The sequence below is a fragment of the Streptomyces sp. NPDC020983 genome (assembly GCF_044333485.1).
Taxonomy (GTDB): Bacteria; Actinomycetota; Actinomycetes; order Streptomycetales; family Streptomycetaceae; genus Actinacidiphila.
Map to the genome: position 1 here is coordinate 139,725 of NZ_JBIRRA010000008.1, position 14,957 is coordinate 154,681.

16 protein-coding genes, 3 tRNA genes and 1 pseudogene are annotated in these 14,957 nt (G+C 73.4%); 11 read left to right on the forward strand and 9 right to left on the reverse strand.

Annotated elements, in window-relative coordinates; translation table 11 throughout:
- Positions 1-163: 163 nt before the first annotated feature.
- A tRNA-Tyr gene (locus tag ACH4SE_RS19615) sits at positions 164-245 on the forward strand.
- Positions 246-381: 136 nt separating this feature from the next.
- Here ACH4SE_RS19615 and ACH4SE_RS19620 read toward each other — a convergent pair.
- Positions 382-1,791 carry a site-specific integrase gene (locus ACH4SE_RS19620; protein ID WP_398544677.1) on the reverse strand — a complete coding sequence of 470 codons (1,410 nt, stop codon included), beginning with the start codon at positions 1,789-1,791 and terminating at the stop codon, positions 382-384.
- A 61-nt stretch (positions 1,792-1,852) separates the two neighbouring features.
- Positions 1,853-2,044: a helix-turn-helix transcriptional regulator gene (locus tag ACH4SE_RS19625; RefSeq protein ID WP_398544678.1), complete on the reverse strand. Its 192-nt coding sequence runs from the start codon at positions 2,042-2,044 to the stop codon at positions 1,853-1,855.
- Between the two features lie 390 nt (positions 2,045-2,434).
- On the opposite strand from ACH4SE_RS19625, the gene ACH4SE_RS19630 reads away from it, so the two are divergent.
- Positions 2,435-2,599, forward strand: a complete 165-nt coding sequence (locus tag ACH4SE_RS19630) for a hypothetical protein (protein WP_398544679.1) — start codon at positions 2,435-2,437, stop codon at positions 2,597-2,599.
- A gap of 238 nt (positions 2,600-2,837) precedes the next feature.
- Here the strand turns inward: ACH4SE_RS19630 and ACH4SE_RS19635 are convergent.
- A pseudogene (locus ACH4SE_RS19635) lies at positions 2,838-3,439 on the reverse strand (ATP-binding protein); the annotation flags it as partial.
- Between ACH4SE_RS19635 and ACH4SE_RS19640 the strand changes: the two are divergent.
- Positions 3,386-3,601, forward strand: a complete 216-nt coding sequence (locus tag ACH4SE_RS19640) for a hypothetical protein (protein ID WP_398544943.1) — start codon at positions 3,386-3,388, stop codon at positions 3,599-3,601. The pseudogene ACH4SE_RS19635 and the gene ACH4SE_RS19640 overlap by 54 nt on opposite strands.
- Before the next feature lie 319 nt (positions 3,602-3,920).
- On the opposite strand, the gene ACH4SE_RS19645 is transcribed toward ACH4SE_RS19640, so the two are convergent.
- Positions 3,921-4,802 carry a GNAT family N-acetyltransferase gene (locus tag ACH4SE_RS19645; protein WP_398544680.1) on the reverse strand — a complete coding sequence of 294 codons (882 nt, stop codon included), beginning with the start codon at positions 4,800-4,802 and terminating at the stop codon, positions 3,921-3,923.
- A gap of 489 nt (positions 4,803-5,291) precedes the next feature.
- Between ACH4SE_RS19645 and ACH4SE_RS19650 the strand changes: the two genes are divergently transcribed.
- Complete coding sequence (locus ACH4SE_RS19650) at positions 5,292-5,477, forward strand: hypothetical protein (RefSeq protein ID WP_398544681.1); 186 nt, start codon at positions 5,292-5,294, stop codon at positions 5,475-5,477.
- A 72-nt stretch (positions 5,478-5,549) separates the two neighbouring features.
- Here ACH4SE_RS19650 and ACH4SE_RS19655 read toward each other — a convergent pair whose 3' ends face one another.
- Complete coding sequence (locus tag ACH4SE_RS19655) at positions 5,550-6,182, reverse strand: HD domain-containing protein (RefSeq protein ID WP_398544682.1); 633 nt, start codon at positions 6,180-6,182, stop codon at positions 5,550-5,552.
- A 76-nt stretch (positions 6,183-6,258) separates the two neighbouring features.
- On the opposite strand from ACH4SE_RS19655, the gene ACH4SE_RS19660 reads away from it, so the two are divergent.
- Positions 6,259-7,107: a helix-turn-helix transcriptional regulator gene (locus ACH4SE_RS19660; RefSeq protein WP_398544683.1), complete on the forward strand. Its 849-nt coding sequence runs from the start codon at positions 6,259-6,261 to the stop codon at positions 7,105-7,107.
- A 108-nt stretch (positions 7,108-7,215) separates the two neighbouring features.
- On the opposite strand, the gene ACH4SE_RS19665 is transcribed toward ACH4SE_RS19660, so the two are convergent.
- The 3 genes from ACH4SE_RS19665 to ACH4SE_RS19675 all read right to left on the reverse strand — a co-directional run bounded on the left by ACH4SE_RS19665 (position 7,216) and on the right by ACH4SE_RS19675 (position 10,475).
- Entirely contained in the window at positions 7,216-7,902 is a 687-nt protein-coding gene (locus ACH4SE_RS19665; protein WP_398544684.1) for an SDR family oxidoreductase, read from the reverse strand.
- 138 nt (positions 7,903-8,040) lie between these two features.
- Positions 8,041-8,694 carry an NAD(P)H-binding protein gene (locus tag ACH4SE_RS19670; RefSeq protein WP_398544685.1) on the reverse strand — a complete coding sequence of 218 codons (654 nt, stop codon included), beginning with the start codon at positions 8,692-8,694 and terminating at the stop codon, positions 8,041-8,043.
- A gap of 500 nt (positions 8,695-9,194) precedes the next feature.
- Positions 9,195-10,475, reverse strand: a complete 1,281-nt coding sequence (locus tag ACH4SE_RS19675) for an amidohydrolase family protein (protein ID WP_398544686.1) — start codon at positions 10,473-10,475, stop codon at positions 9,195-9,197.
- Between the two features lie 855 nt (positions 10,476-11,330).
- On the opposite strand from ACH4SE_RS19675, the gene ACH4SE_RS19680 reads away from it, so the two are divergent.
- From ACH4SE_RS19680 to ACH4SE_RS19700, 5 genes are all read left to right on the forward strand, one after another.
- Positions 11,331-11,403: transfer RNA gene (locus tag ACH4SE_RS19680), tRNA-Thr, on the forward strand.
- A 46-nt stretch (positions 11,404-11,449) separates the two neighbouring features.
- Positions 11,450-11,522 (forward strand) — tRNA-Met (locus ACH4SE_RS19685).
- 83 nt (positions 11,523-11,605) lie between these two features.
- Positions 11,606-11,770 carry a 50S ribosomal protein L33 gene (gene rpmG, locus ACH4SE_RS19690; RefSeq protein ID WP_004571794.1) on the forward strand — a complete coding sequence of 55 codons (165 nt, stop codon included), beginning with the start codon at positions 11,606-11,608 and terminating at the stop codon, positions 11,768-11,770.
- 176 nt (positions 11,771-11,946) lie between these two features.
- Positions 11,947-12,426: a MaoC family dehydratase N-terminal domain-containing protein gene (locus ACH4SE_RS19695; RefSeq protein WP_398544929.1), complete on the forward strand. Its 480-nt coding sequence runs from the start codon at positions 11,947-11,949 to the stop codon at positions 12,424-12,426.
- On the forward strand, positions 12,426-12,854 hold the full coding sequence (locus ACH4SE_RS19700) for a MaoC family dehydratase (protein ID WP_398544687.1): 429 nt from the start codon (positions 12,426-12,428) through the stop codon (positions 12,852-12,854). Before ACH4SE_RS19695 ends, ACH4SE_RS19700 begins: the two co-directional genes overlap by 1 nt.
- A 202-nt stretch (positions 12,855-13,056) precedes the next feature.
- On the opposite strand, the gene ACH4SE_RS19705 is transcribed toward ACH4SE_RS19700, so the two are convergent.
- Positions 13,057-14,166 carry a protein kinase family protein gene (locus tag ACH4SE_RS19705; RefSeq protein ID WP_398544688.1) on the reverse strand — a complete coding sequence of 370 codons (1,110 nt, stop codon included), beginning with the start codon at positions 14,164-14,166 and terminating at the stop codon, positions 13,057-13,059.
- A gap of 120 nt (positions 14,167-14,286) precedes the next feature.
- Here ACH4SE_RS19705 and ACH4SE_RS19710 point away from each other — a divergent pair, with 120 nt between their 5' ends.
- Positions 14,287-14,931, forward strand: a complete 645-nt coding sequence (locus tag ACH4SE_RS19710; RefSeq protein WP_398544689.1) for a TetR/AcrR family transcriptional regulator — start codon at positions 14,287-14,289, stop codon at positions 14,929-14,931.
- Positions 14,932-14,957: the final 26 nt, after the last annotated feature.

Genomic DNA, 14,957 nt, shown 5'->3' on the forward strand with positions numbered 1-14,957 from the left:
ACCGAACCGTCCGCCACCAGCCTAGCCACCGCCCCCCACCCCCCGCACCGACTCGATCCCCTGATCAACCCGGTGGCGAACCACCCCCCTGCATCAGGTATCGTTTACGTCGTCGCCAAGGACCCCGCGCGCTGCGCGGAACACCTCCGGGGCGGCATCCCATGGCGGTATGCCCGAGTGGCCAATGGGAGCGGACTGTAAATCCGTCGGCTTAGCCTACCGTGGTTCGAATCCACGTGCCGCCACGCTTATGGGAACCCTCTCCGACCAGCGGAAACGTTGGATCGGAGAGGGTTTTTTTCATGCCCAGACAGTGCGGTCGAACGTAGATCGAAAACTAGAGGTTTGTCTCATCTTGGATCGGGGATTCCCACACCCTGATCAGCGCGTGTCCCCCAGGTGTCCCCCGGGGGACGGCTCGCCCCCGCGCCAGTCGGTCAGGGCGGCTTCAATCTTCTGGTTCGCGCGGTCCTGCGACTGGGCCAGCACCTTGGCGTAGACGCGGAACAGCACGGCGACGGAGTGTCCCGCCCGGCGGGCGCACTCGATCGGTTCCACGCCGGAGCTGAGCCACAGCGAGACGCCGGCGTGCCGCAGGTCGTACGGGCGCCGCGCGAGCCGCGAGGTGTCCGCGTCGCCGCCAAGGGCTGTACGGCGGGCGCGGGCCCAGACCTCCCCGTAGCCGGACTCCTGGAGCAGCCCACCGCGCTCGGTGCGGAACAACCGGCCGTCCGGCGCGGTGCCGTACGTGTCCAGGTGGTGCCGGAGCAGCTGGACGAACGGCGGCGGGATCGGCACAGGGCGGGAGTCCTGTGCGGCCCGCGCCTTGAGGTGCCGCCGCTCGTGCGCACTGCCGTCATCGGTCCAGCCGCGGCCCACCCGCACGATGCCCCCACGCAGCACGAGGGAGCCCCAGCCGGACGCGGGGAGGTGGCACTGCTCTGCCCGCAGCGCGGCGGCCTCAGCGGGCCGCATGGCGGCGAAGTACAGGCACCCGAAGAACGCCTCCAACTTCTCCCCGCGGGGGCCCTGCTGGCGGAACGCGCGCAGCAGGAAGTCCACCTGCCCCGGGTGCGGCACGGCTTCCGGGTCCACCGCTTCGGCGGTCTTCGGCGCCCGCCATTTAACGCTGCTGAGCGGGCTCACCGGCGCCCGGAAATACTGGGCTTCGGCCGCCATGCCGAGGACGTCGCTCAGGCACGCCTTCTTGCGGCGGGCAGTGCTCGCGGCGGCCGGCGTACCGTCCACCTTCCGGCTCAAGGCGTCCAGGGCCAGCCGCAGGGTTACCGCGTCCTCCAACGCGGAGATCGGGACCGAGTGCTTCTCGACCCAACGCAGGGCGGCGGCCACCTCCGCGGGCGGCTGCTCGCTCCAGCGGTTGCGGTTGAAGGCCCAGCCGTAGAGGGCTCGCCGCAGCAGTGCGGACGCCGGTGCCCCGGGCGTGTTCGTCACCAACGCCGGGGTGATGGTGGCCAGCGCGTCGGCGTAGCTCTTGCGGCTCTTGGCGGGGGCCGCGGCCCATTTGCGGTCGATGTAGGCCCGCGCGTGCTCGTACCAAGTGACGGAGCTGTGCTTCGCCCGGAGCTCCGACGCCGGCAGCCCTGTGGCTTCGTCGAACTGCTCCTGGTTGCGCAGGGCGGTCATCAGCTCCGAGCGCCGTCCATCGGCCTGAGCCTTCAGGGTGTAGCTCTTGGAGTGCTTGCGCGTGCCGACCAGCCACCGCAGCCGGTAGGGCTTGGGCAGGTCGCGGCGCGTCTCGATCGAGTAAATGCGTACGTCGAAGGTGAGCACGTCTCTCCCATGAGAAAGGGGCCCGCCGTGTCGGCGGGCCCCTCGGGTGGTTCGGGGTCGGTCAGGCGGTGAGCTGCTGCTCGCACTGGACGAGCCAGGCGTCCAGGTCGGAGCGGCGGATGCGGATCTGGCCGTTCGGCAGCTTGATGAGTCGGGGGCCCTGGCCGCGGGCCCGCATGCGGTAGAAGGCGGCGCGGGACATGCCGAGTTCGGCGAGCAGTTCGGGGAGCTTGAGCATCTGGGGGCGAGACATGGCGCTCCTTGGCTGTGAGCTGCGTGAGGCGGTTCTTCAGCGCGCGTGTGTCCTAGGTGCGGATTTCTGCGTCACAGCGTCACGTGCGTCATTCAGCCTTCTGACCTGCGGGTTTGCGTGACGCGGCGGTGGGGGTGTGCGTCATCGCTGCGTCACGGGCTTCGTCACGGCGTGACGCAGGTGACGCAGGATGACGCAGGGCAGGTCGTCTGCGTCACGCCCTTTTCCGCAGGTGGGAGGCGGTTTTTCGGGGCGCGTGACGCAGGTGACGCAGCGTCTTCCCTCTTAGGACAAAAGAGGGGTTGTCTGTTGTTCTCTGACACGTGGCCTTGATCGATTGCCAGGTGATATTGACCGGCATGGTCGAACGCCTGTCGGTATGGTCGGCCCATGGAAAACCTGCCAGAGAGCGTGGACCGCGAGATCCTGAATGGCCGGATTATCCATGCGGTCAAGGCGTACCGGGATGCGTCAGGCTGCACGATCCACGAAGCGATGGACTTCGTTGAGGAACGACGAGCGGAGCTTCTTCGCCGAGACCGGCCGAGTACCTGACCTGCCAGCGCCCCGGCCCGGTCAAGCTCTTCTGGCAACCGGTCGAGATCAACGTGTCAGACCGGACCTCAGAGCGTGATGAAGGAGCCGCTTCGCGGCGCGATCCTTCGGCGGCCCATGGGCCGAACAGCAAGAAGAGCACCCTCCGGCGGGCGCGGGGTGCTCTTCTTGCTTGTGCCGGTGCCGCCGCGGCGGTTCAGAACGCCGGTTGCTGCTGATGAGGGGTCGGCGCGGCCGGTCAAGTCATTTCGAGGTAGCGGCCCTCGCGGGTGCGTCCGGTGTCGATGAGGACGCCGCGGGCGGCGAGGGTGGGCTGGAGACGCTTGAGACGGTCGGAAAGGACTTTGCCGGTCGTGGGCCACCCTTTGGGCAGGGACTCAGTTCCTCGCCCGCGTAGAGGCGGCTGAGGCAGTGCAGCCACTCCGTGGATGTCATGCGCTCCTCCACGCCCGGCGCGATCGTCTCGGCGTGGCGAAGCACGGTCTGAGCGAGGAGGTCGCCTTCGATGACGTCGTCGTTGAGGTCGTCGAGGCTGGCCCGGTAGGCGCGCAGGGCCCCGAGACCGGTCGCGGCATCGAGCTGCGCGCACAGATGGGCGAAGTCCGCCATCCGCAGGTCGGTCGGCGTCTCCGCGTCGACCGCACGGACCTTGACGGTCAGGTCGAGCAGGGACCCGAGGACGACAGGGAGGACTTCGGCGTACTCGGCCCACAGCTCGGCCTCGGTACGCCGCACTCGGGGCCGCTCCAGCCGCAGCGGGAGCAGCCGCTTCCGCCGCGGTGCCGGATGACGACCGCAGGGACAGGGGGGCCGGATGAGCAGGAGACGGTACGTCGCACGGGTGTGCCCGGCGGCTACCGGGTCTGGGACAACAAGGCCCGCCGCTGGTGGGGGGACCTCTACGACCTGTGTCCTGACGACCTTCTGGCGGAACTCAACGGCGGGGCCGACCCTGCCAGGATCACGGCGCTCATGAAGCGCTACCGGGCCCTGAAGAGGTAGAGGGAGCGGACACCCCCCTGTCTGGCGTACCCCAACCCGAAGGTCGCGGACCGCTCCTGGGCCATCTGCACCGACTACGGCCTCTGGGGCCACCAAGCTCTGCGGCCCCCGCCCGCTCGTCGAGGCGCTGCTCGCGGACACGGAGAGCGAAGCCGTCCGCGTGGCCGTGGGCAAGCTGATGCGGTGCGTGCCGGCGCAGGGCTGTGGGGCGGTGGCTCGCGGCCGGGAAAGAGCGACGGAACCGGCTCCTCGGGGGGCGTGGCGAGCGCACGGGCGGGCCGGGCCCGGGGGATGCCCGGGGCCGGCCCGCCCGACGGCGCTAGACGTCGAGTTGGTACTGGTAGGTCGTGTGCGTGGGTGTGTAGCCGAGGCTGTCGTTGATCTGCCGCATGTGCGTGTTGCTGTCGGCGGTGTCGGTCAGGAGTCCGCCGAGGTCCGGATAGTGCTCACGGGCGTGCCGGATCGACGCCGCCTTCATCCACCGGCCGAGGCCGTGTCCGCGGTGTTCGGGCAGCACGCCGGTGCCGTAGTGCTGGCCGTCTCCTGTGCCGTCGCCGGGGACGACGAGCTCGGTGAATCCGGCGATCGAGCCGTTGGAGGTGTCCACGGCGGCGACGGTGTGCAGGTGGTCGCCGCGCTGTTCGACGGCCTTCGCCGCGGCCCGGACCCGGTCCACGTCCCAGGTCACGGTGCCGTAGGCGGTGTCCTCCATGGGCATGTCGTCCATGGCCCGGCGTGAGGCGGCGAATGTGCGGGCGAGGTCGTCGGGGACGGTTCCCTGCCAGGTCACCAGCCGGTAGCCGGGATGCGGACGCCCGACGATCTCGGCGAGGGCCGTGGTGTCCGCACCCGCCAGCGCCAGGCGGGAGAACCTCAGGGTGAGGACGGTGCGGAAACCGCGTGCCGCCAGGAACCGGTCGCCTGGGGAACCGGCCTCGGCCTGCGCGATGACGCAGCGGCGGCCGTCGTCCCGGGCTGCGGCCACGGCGGCGTCGAGGAGCCGCGAGCCGACGTGCCGGCGTCGCTCCGCCGGATGGACCTGGACGGTCAGTTCGGCGAGGTGCTGCTGTCCCGGACTGTTGAACAGGCGCAGAAAGGCGGTCCCGGTGGGGACGGAATCGGCGTCGGACGCCAGCCATGCAAGACGCCGGCTGTTCGCGGTGTGAGCGGGGTCGGTCAGTGGGGTGATGCGAGAGGACAAGGTGTCTCCGTCGTGAGGATGTGGCAGAGGTCGGTCAGCGGACTCAACTGCTGGGCACTCCTGCGCATGTGCTCCACACCTCCTCGTCGACGGCGCCGGTCCCGGACGGCACCGGGCGGCCGGGAGAACGTAGCCGGTCCGTCGGTTCCGCGGCAAAGGGTTAACGAAGGACCGGCGCGGGCGGGCGGTCACCGCCACTCGCCGAGGGTCGCGCCCGGCACGGTCGCCTCGGAGCGGACGGCCCGTCATACCCGGTGGCCACGGACCGGTGGCGCATGGGCGGCCGGTGCGCACAGGGCATCCGGCTTCCGGGCCCCGGCGGCAGGCCGGTGGGCGCGGCACACCGGGGGTCGCGCCCGGTCCGGGGCGGGGCGGCGGGCGGCGGATTCAAACAGCAGTTTGGGGGCACCGGACTGGCAGGGCGTCCGGTACGGCCGAGCGGAGAGCCGGGTTCCGGCGCTGACCGTCCACCGCAAAGGAGCGCATCACATGCTGGCAGCCGTGGGTGCCGTCATTCTCGCCATCGCCTATCTCCTCAACGTCACCAGCACGCACACCGACGCCGCGTTCACCCCGTTCAGCCTGCTGATCGCGGGGGCCTTCTTCGTCGCCCTGCACCTGGCCGGTTTCGGCGGCGTGCGGTCCACCTCCGGCAGACGCCGCTGGCGGCGCTGAGGCGGCTCGCCGTGCGGCCACGTCAACGGGGCTTCGGACCTGCGGGAACGCGGTCGGAGGCCCCGGGGCGTGTCACGGGGACTGCACGAGGCGGTGGCCGTGGGCGGCGGACAGGGAGTGGACGTCGGGGTCGCCGAAGGTCCGGCGCAGGAGGGTGAAGGCCTCCGCCTTGGCGTCGCCGAAGCGGCGGACCGCGGCGGTGTAGGCGTCGGGGGTGAGGAACTTCGGGGGCGTGCTCTTGCTGTGGAATTTGTCGGCGTACATCACGAGGCGCTCCTCCGGGGTCTCCGCCAGGTAGTCGGCGGGCGGGAGGGGGAGGTTCTGGCGGGTGACGTCGTCCTTCGTCAGGCCCACGCCGGTGTGGTGGGAGCAGAAACGGCACAGGGCTTCGGGGAGTCCCTCGGCGGCCAGGATCTCGTGGCCGAGGAGGCCGTGGCGGATGTAGTGGGCGCCGTCGAAGCCGCCGTCCGCGCCGTAGAGGCGGTAGACGCCGATGTCGTGCACGAGGCAGCCCGCCCGGACGAGGTCACGGTCGACGGGCGCGGGAGTGCCGAGGGCGTCCAGGGCGTCGAGGAGCTGCTCCGCGATGCGCCAGACGATGACGCAGTGGCCGTGCACCGAGTCGAAGGCCTGGGGGGAGGGGGCGTACCGCTCGTGCAGGCGGCGGATGTCCTCGGGCGAGGGGAGGGGCGTGAGGTCGGTCATCGTCCGTAAATTCTGCCGCAGTCGGCGGGCCCCGGCTGCCTAGGCTGGGGTGACGGCGGCAGACGGAGGGGGAGCGATGGGGAGTGCCGAGCAGCGGCGCGAGCTGGCGGAGTTCATCAGGAGCCGGCGGGAGCGGCGCAAGCCGGAGGACGCGGGGCTGCCGGTCGTGGGGCAGCGGCGTACGCCGGGGCTGCGGCGTGAGGAGGTCGCGACCCTCGCGGGGCTCAGCATCACCTGGTACACGTGGCTGGAGCAGGGCCGCGAGATCAACGTGTCACGCCAGGTGCTGGGCAGCCTCGTCCCCGCGCTCGGGCTCGACACGGCGGAGCGCGACCACCTCTACCGGCTCGCCGGCGAGGTGCCGCCCGCCGGCCCGGCCGCCGGTCCGCCGGCCCCCTCCGGGATACCCCGGCCGTACGAGCTGCTGCTCGCGCACCTGGACCCGAACCCGTCCTTCGTCGTCAACCGCCGCTTCGACGTCCTCGCCTGGAACGCCGGCTGCGAGCTGGTCCTCGGCGACCTCGCCGCCCTGCCCCCCGAGCGGCGCAACATCCTGTGGCTCACCTTCACCTCGCCCGAGGCCCGGGCCGTGTCGCTGGACTGGGAGGAGGAGGCGGCCCAGACCCTCGGCCTCTTCCGCGCCCAGGTGGGTGAGCACATCCTCGACCCCGACGTCGTCGACCTGCTGCGCGGCCTGGAGCGCGCCAGCGCCGACTTCGGCCGGCTGTGGCGCCGCAAGGACCTGTCGCCGTACGTCCCCAAGCCGCGCACCATCACCCACCCGCTGCTCGGCACGGCCACGTTCGAGTACGCCAAGATGCACATCGCGAACGACGACAAGACGGTCGTGTCCTACCTCGCCCCGCCCGGCTCCGACCTCGACCGCCGGCTCCGGGAGGCCGTTGCCGCCCGCGGGCGGGACTGAGGAGACGTCAGGGGGCGGTCCGCCGGTTGGTGCGGCCGTCCCCGGGGTGGCCCAGTTCGCCGTCGGGTCGAGCGGGCGGGGGAGGCGCCGCCCCCGCCCCCGCCCCGGTCAGGCGACCGTGGCGCCGCCGTCCACCGGCAGCACCGTGCCGGTCACGTAGGACGCCGCGATGACGTACGCGATCGCGTCCGCGACGTCCGCCGCCGTTCCCACCCGCTTGACCGGCATGTCCTTCACGAACTCCGCGAAGGACGCCTCGCGCGTCTCCTCGGGCAGGAACGACCACCAGGGCGTGTCCACCGCGCCCGGGGAGACCGCGTTCACCCGCACCGGGGACAGCTCGGCCGCCAGCGGGGAGACGATGCGCTCGATCGCCCCGTTGACCGCCGCCAGCGCCACCGTGCCGGGGAGCGCGGCGCGTGCGGACGCGGCGGACACCATCGTCACCGAGCCCGTCACCCGCGCCTGCCGGATGGCGTGCAGATAGCCGAAGAGCTTGCCCTCGAACGCGCCCCTGACGTCGTCGACGTCCATCTCCGCGAACGGGCCGAGGCCCAGGGCTCCCGGGCTGAACGCCAGCACCAGGTGGTCGAAGGTGCCGACCCGCTCGAAGAACGCGGTCACGGCGGCCGCGTCCGTGCCGTCCACCCTTTCGGCGGCGGCCACCCGGTCCTTCACCGCCGCGAGCCGTCCCTCGTCCCGCCCGGTGACGATCACCTCCGCGCCCGCCGCCGTCAGCTTCTCCGCCGTCGCCAGCCCGATGCCGGACGTCCCGCCCATGACCACCACTCGCATGTGCCGCACCTTCCGTCGTTGCCTTGCCTGCCCCTCGATCCTCGGACGGGCGGCGGCGGGCAACCAGTTGGCGCTTCTGCTGGTGGTGGTGGCACCAGGGAGGAAGGGACGCCGGGGGCGGGGGAGGGTGACGCCCTGTCAGCGCAGAGCCGCGACCGCCGCCGGGATCTCCGTCGACCCGCCGATCAGCTCCAGCGTCATGCCCGCGGTGTGCGGCGCGTCCAGCAGCTCGACCAGCACGGCGGCCACGTCGTCGCGTGGCACCGAGCCGCGGCCGGTGCTCGGCGCGAGGCTGACGCGGCCCGTACCCGGGTCGTCGGTGAGCGAACCGGGGCGCAGGATCGTCCAGTCCAGGGAGGCCCGCGAGCGGATCGCGTCGTCGGCGGCGCCCTTCGCCCGCAGATACGCCTGGAAGCCCGGCTCCTCGTACGTGGACTGCGCGTCCGCGCCCATCGAGGAGACCACCAGGAAGCGGCGCAGGCCGGCGCGCTCGGCGGCGTCGGCGAGCAGCACGGCGGCGTCGCGGTCGACGGTCTGCTTGCGGTCCACACCGCTGCCCGGGCCCGCGCCCGCGGCGAAGACGGCGGCGTCCGCGCCGACGAGGGCCGTCGCCACGGATTCGGCGGGCGTGGCCTCCAAATCCAGCACGACGGGCTGGGCGCCGGCGTCGCGCAGGTCGTCGGCCTGGTCGGGGTTGCGGATCAGGCCGACCGCGTGGTCGCCCCGGTCGGCGAGCAGGCGCTCCACGCGGCGGGCGATCTGGCCGTGGCCTCCGGCGATGACGATACGCATGCCTCCGACGGTACGGGCTGGGGACGCGATGCGCCGCCGGGCGCGCCGGGCCCCGGGCGGGCGGCCTCGGGGGTTGCGCCGCGGGTGGGGCCTGCGGTGGCTTCTCCTGGCGGGGGGTGCCGCTCCTCGTGCCGCGGGTGGGCATGCGGTGGTTTCTCCTCGCGGGGGTGTGCGCTGTTCTTGGCGGTTGCGGGTGGGGTCTGCGGTGGGTGCGGTGGCTTCTCCTCGCGGGGGGTGCCGCTCCTCGTGCCGCGGGTTGTCAATCGCCGCGGGACGCGGGGCCGCGGGGGTCGCGGTGGGCGGGGCGCGCACACCATCACGCAAGGTGTGTGGGGGGCCGGGGCCGTCGCCTGGCAGGGCGTCACGCCCGCGGTTCCCCGGCCCCCGGGCGGTTGACGACCGCGTCGCCGTGGGCGGGGTCGCGGGTTCCTCGCGCCGGCTCCGGCTTCCGTACGGGCCGGGAGGAGCACCGTGCGCGGCACGCGCACCCGGAGGGGGCGTCAGGCTTCGCGGTGGGACTGGCGGGGGAGGTCGAGCGCGGGATCGGTGGCGGTGTCGCAGAATTCGCGGACCGCGCTGGTGCGGGAGACGACGCGGCCGTGGTGGATGACGACGCGGCTGTAGGCGAGGGTGAGCACACCCTCGACGGATTCGCCGCGCACCGCGAGGAGTTCCGCCGGGAACCCCGCCTCGACACGCACGTCAGGGAGGGCGAGGACGGCGCGGGCCCGCGTGCTGATGAGCTCGTAGGCGCGCAGCGGATCGCACTCGCCGTACGAGGCGAGCAGGAAGGCCGCCTCCAGCGGGTCGCCGCGGCCGACCGGGTTGGCCAGGTCGGCGAGCGCGCCGCTGCCCGCGGCGACCGGCACCCCGGCGTGGCGCAGCAGCCGTACGGGCGTGTGGAGGCCCGCGGCGCCGCGGCGTACCGTCTCCAGGCCGCCGCAGCCGCCCTGCGGGAGGGCCACGACGGAGACGCCCGCGGCGGCGAGGCGTTCGGCGGCGCGCAGGGCCGCCTCCCGCGGCATGGTGCCGAGACCGTGGCAGGGGCCGAGCGTGACGCCGGGGCGCAGGCCGCCGGCCATCGCGGCGAGCCGGGCGAGGCGTACGGGGTCGTCGGCGGCGGTGTGCAGGTCGACCGGCACCCCGAACTCCGCCGCGAGCGTGACGACCGCCTCGGTGTGCCCGCTCGGATCCGGGTCGAGGTCGGGGCAGCCGCCCACCGCGGAGGCGCCCATCTTGAGCGCGTCCCGCAGCACGTCGAGCCCGTCGGCGCCGGCCGCGCCGGTCAGCAGCCGGGGGACGGCCACCACCTGGACGTCGATGAAGCCGCGCAGCGCCCGCCGGGCCTGGAGCACCGCTTCGAGGGCGCGCAGCCCGTGCACGTCACCGACCCGGACATGGCTGCGGACGGCCGTCGCGCCGTGCCCGAGCTGGAGGAGCGCGGCCTCGGTGGCGCGGCGCTGGACGTCGGCGACGTCCCCGGCGGGCGGGCCCGCGCTGCCCGCGGTCAGGGCGAGGTCGAGGTGGGCGTGCGGCTCGGCGGGCGCGGGGAGCAGCAGGTAGCCGCGCAGATCGATCCGCGGACCCGCGCCCGTACCCGCGCCGGAGCCCTGCCGGGGGGCGGCGGCGCCGGTGGGCCCGGCGAGGCTGCCCGCCGTGCCGACCGCCTCGATCCGCGGGCCGCTCAGCCGTACGTCGACGGTGCGGCCGTCGGTGAGGCGGGCGCCGCACAGCAGCAGGGTGGCGGTCTCGGCGGCGGTGCCGCGCGGGCTGTCGCTCATCGGGCTCCTCCGGTGCCTGGTGCCTCCGGCGGGCCCGCGGGAGCCGCCGGGGACGGATGAGCGGGGGGAGGCAGTGGAGCGGGCGCGGACGGCCGGGGCGGCGGGACGACGGGAAGGGCCGGGGGAACGGCCGGTCGGGGCGCCGGAGCCGCCGGGACGATCACGCAAGGTCGAGCCTAGGGCCAGGCCGCGCGCCCGTCCGGTAAGCGGCGTCAGGACACCCGGCACGAGTGCATTACTCGTACTGTCGTACGCATTCGTGCCGACCCGGCCGGGCGCCGCCCGCGGAGGCCGTCCGCCCTGCGGGGCGGGCCGTGGAGCCCTCCCGCGGAGTGCCCGCCGCACCGGAGCCGGCGGGCGGCGCCAGGGCCGCGCCTCGCCGTGCGGAGGGGCCCGCCGGCGCGCCCCGGGACCGTACGGCGCGCGCAGGAGCGGGACCCGCGGGAGCCTGCCGCACCGGGTGAGCCCACGTCGGCGCCGGGCCCGCGCCCGGCCCGCCGCGCCCGGGGCGCCGCCGTGTCGTCGCGGGCGGCCGGGGCGCCTGCGAGGGACGCGGTCCCGCCCCGTGCGGAAGCGCTCCGCCGCCCCGCGGGCCGGGGTCGCGGGCGGTGTCCGCTGAGCCCGATGTGCCCCGTGCCCGGACCGGCCGCGCCCGGCCCGCCGCGCCCGGGGCGGCGTCGTGCGGCGGAGCCTCCCGCCCGCCGCGCCCGGGGCGCGGGACGCGGTCCCGCCCCGTACGGAAGCGCTCCGCCGCCCCGCGGGCCGGGGTCGCGGGCGGTGTCCGCTGAGCCCGATGTGCCCCGCCGGATACGGATTTCACGTATGGCAGCGGAGCGTGTAATGTCTTCCTCGCTCGCCCCAATAGCTCAGTCGGTAGAGCGTCTCCATGGTAAGGAGAAGGTCTACGGTTCGATTCCGTATTGGGGCTCTGATGGATCGGTTCCCCGCCCTTGTGGCGGGGGTCGGTTCGTCGAAGCGGCGTAGCTCAGTCGGTAGAGCAAGCGGCTCATAATCGCTGTGTCACCGGTTCAAGTCCGGTCGCCGCTACTCTGCGTAGCCGATTGCGGGATCGGTCCCTCAATCGGCTACTCTTCCTGTGTTCAAATACCCGTTCGTCAAGGAGCACTCACGTGGCCGCCACCGACGTCCGCCCGAAGATCACGCTGGCCTGCGTGGAGTGCAAGGAGCGGAACTACATCACCAAGAAGAACCGGCGCAACGACCCGGACCGTCTTGAGATGAAGAAGCACTGCCCGCGTTGCAACGCGCACACCGCGCACCGCGAGACGCGCTGACACCGCCGCCCCTGCGCAGCACCACCCGCAGCATCAGGCCGTAACACCGCGAGGCCGTCCCCCCGTCGCAGCACAGGGGGACGGCCTCGCGGCGCGTCCGGCCCCGGTACGAGGCCCGGCCCGCCCGGCAGCGTGCCCCTGAACGCCCGTGATCCGCCGCACACTCCGAGGTGACGATGGCCCTGGACCAGTCCTACGTCGGGCGGACCTACCCGCCCACCCCCGCCTACGAGGTCGGCCGGGAGAAGATCCGCGAGTTCGCCGAGGCGATCGGCGACCCCAACCCGGCCTACGTGGACCCGGAGGCCGCCAAGGCGCTCGGCCACCCGGACGTCATCGCGCCGCCCACCTTCGCGTTCGCGATCACCTACAAGGCGGCCGGTGTCGTCATCTCCGACCCGGAGCTCGGCCTGGACTACAGCCGGGTCGTGCACGGCGACCAGAAGTTCGCCTACACCCGCCCGCTGCGGGCCGGCGACCGGCTCACGGTCACGTCCACGATCGAGGCCGTCAAGTCGATGGCGGGCAACGACATCCTGGACGTCCGCGGCGAGGTCCACGACGAGTCGGGCGAGCACATCGTGACCGCCTGGACGAAGCTGGTCGCCCGCGCGGCGGACCCCGAGCAGACCACCCCCCAGGACGGAGGCGCGTGATGGCGGCGGCCGTGGCGTACGACGAGGTCGAGGTCGGCACCGAGCTGCCCGCGCAGAGCTTCCCGGTCACCCGGGCGACGCTCGTGCGGTACGCGGGGGCGTCCGGCGACTTCAACCCGATCCACTGGAACGAGAAGTTCGCCCGCGAGGTCGGGCTGCCGGACGTCATCGCGCACGGCATGTTCACCATGGCCTCGGCCGCACGCGTGGTCACCGACTGGGCCGGCGACCCGGCCGCAGTCGTGGAGTACGGGGTGCGCTTCACCAAGCCGGTCGTGGTGCCGAACGACGGCACGGGCGCGCTGATCGAGGTCACCGCGAAGGTCGCCGCCAAGCTGGACGACAACCGGGTGCGCGTCGACCTGACCGCGATGTCGGCGGGCCAGAAGGTGCTGGGCATGGCGCGGGCGGTCGTGCGCCTCGCCTGACAAGGCGGCCCGCTCCCGTACGGCCGCTCGTATTGCCGCGGGCTGCACACAGTGCGGCGCCGCGTGCGCAGGTAAGGACCGCCCGCCCATGGCAGGCGGTCCTTACCGCGTGTCGGGCGGTGTGCCCGCGTTCACGCGCGGTCCCCGCGGTCACCGCGTCGCGCGGTCCCCGTGTTCACCGCGACGTGCGGTGTGCCCGCGTTCACCGCGACGTACGGGCCAGGGCCCGGCGGATCTCGGCCGCGGGGAAGGGCGTGCGTTTGCTCTCGCCCAGCAGTCGGCGGAGGAAGCCGTCCATCACGGTGGCGTGCGGGGCGTGGCGGTCGACGACCGCCCGGATCCCCGGGGGGACGCCGCCGGGGCGCCGGCCCGCGAGCCACTCGCGCAGGAAGGCGCCGTGGTCCGTGCCGCCGCCCAGGCCGGCCGGCAGGTGGTGGCGCAGCAGGTGGGCCGGTACGTAGCTGCGGTCGTAGTCGAGGTGGCCGGCGAGGAAGGCGGCCTCCCGCGCGGACAGCTCGAAGTCGCGGCTGAGGGCGAGTCCGAAGTCCGCGAAGTACACCTGGCGCCCGTCCGTCAGCAGGTTGGCGAAGTGGGCGTCGAAGTGGACGAATCCGCGCGCGCTCATGAAGTCCGTCCCGCGCCGCAGGGCGTCCTCCATCCGCAGGAAGGAGGAGCCGTCGCCGGGGTCCTCCGCGCCGCCGTCCGGGGAGCCGCCGTGCCAGCCGGCGAGAGTCCGGGGGAGGTGCTCCAGGAAGAGCACCAGGCTCGCCGAGGACGCCCCGATGGCCTCCAGCCGGCGGCGCACGGCCTGCGAACCCTCCCAGTGGGCGACGGCTCCCTCGATGCCCCCGAAAAGCGCGGCGACGTCGTCGGGCGGTCGGTCCGGCAGGATCCGCCAGTGGTAGAGGAGCGGGAAGCCCGGGTGGTCGCCCCCCAGCACCCAGGCGGTGGTCATGGCGTGCGCGGCCAGTTCGCGCCAGGCCCCGAAGCCCGTGGATCCCACCCCGTACTGGTAGAAGAGGGGGAGCCCGAAGAGGTTGGCCGTCGAGTGTCGGTTCCCGGGCCGCAGTTCGAGGTCGGTCAGCGGGATCCGCTTGACGAAGACGGGTGTGCCCGCGACCTCCAGTTCGCCCCGCCTGCCGCCGATGCCCGAGCCGAGCACCGGGGCGGCCCTCACCGCGTCGCCGAGCGTGCGGTCGCCGAGCAGGGAGAGCCGGGCTCTCACGGCCGCGTACGCGGACAGGCGCGCGGGGTCGCAGCCACCGGTCCCGTCCCCGGTCCCGTCCTCGGTCCCGTCGCCGGTTCCGTCCATCGGCGGCTCCCTGTCTCGCGTCGTGGGCCGGCCACGCGCCCGAGCGGGCGTGCCCCGCCGGAAGCGTGCGCGGGAGCAGCGGCGTTGACAAGGTAGTGATTGGACACTAACTTAAGCCCCATGGTCAGGATGAGCGCAGAGGAGCGGCGTGAGAGCGTCGTCCGCGCGGCGATGAGCGAGTTCGCCCACGGCGGCTACCACGGCACGTCGACGGAGGCGATCGCCCGCCGGGTGGGGGTGTCGCAGCCGTACCTCTTCCGGCTCTTCCCGAACAAGCAGGCCATCTTCCTCGCCGCCTCCCGCCACTGCATCGAGACGACCATAAAGGTCTTCGCGGACGCGGCGGTCGGCGTGCCGGTCGAGCGGCGGCTGGACGAGATGGGCAAGGCGTACCAGGCGATGATCCACGCCGACCCCGAGCGGCTGCTCATGCAGATGCAGACGTACGTCGCGGTCGCCGCCGCCGAGGCCGCGGGGGACCGGGCGTTCGGCGAGGAGGTCCGCGCGGTCTGGATGCAGCTGTGGGACACCGTGCGGATCGCGCTCGGCACCGACGTCGACGAGACCACCCAGTTCTTCGCCTACGGAATGCTCATCAACACCCTGGTGTCGCTGGGTTTTTCCGCGGGGGACCCGATCTGGGAAGGCTTCTACGAATCCTCCCGGCCGGGGACCCCTCAGGGCCCGCAGGACGCCCAGGAGCAAGGCGGCCCGGAACGCCCGGCGGCCCCTTGGTGCTCGGGCCCCCCGGGATCCTCGCGGTAGCGCGGCCCGGTCGGGGCCCGGCCCTC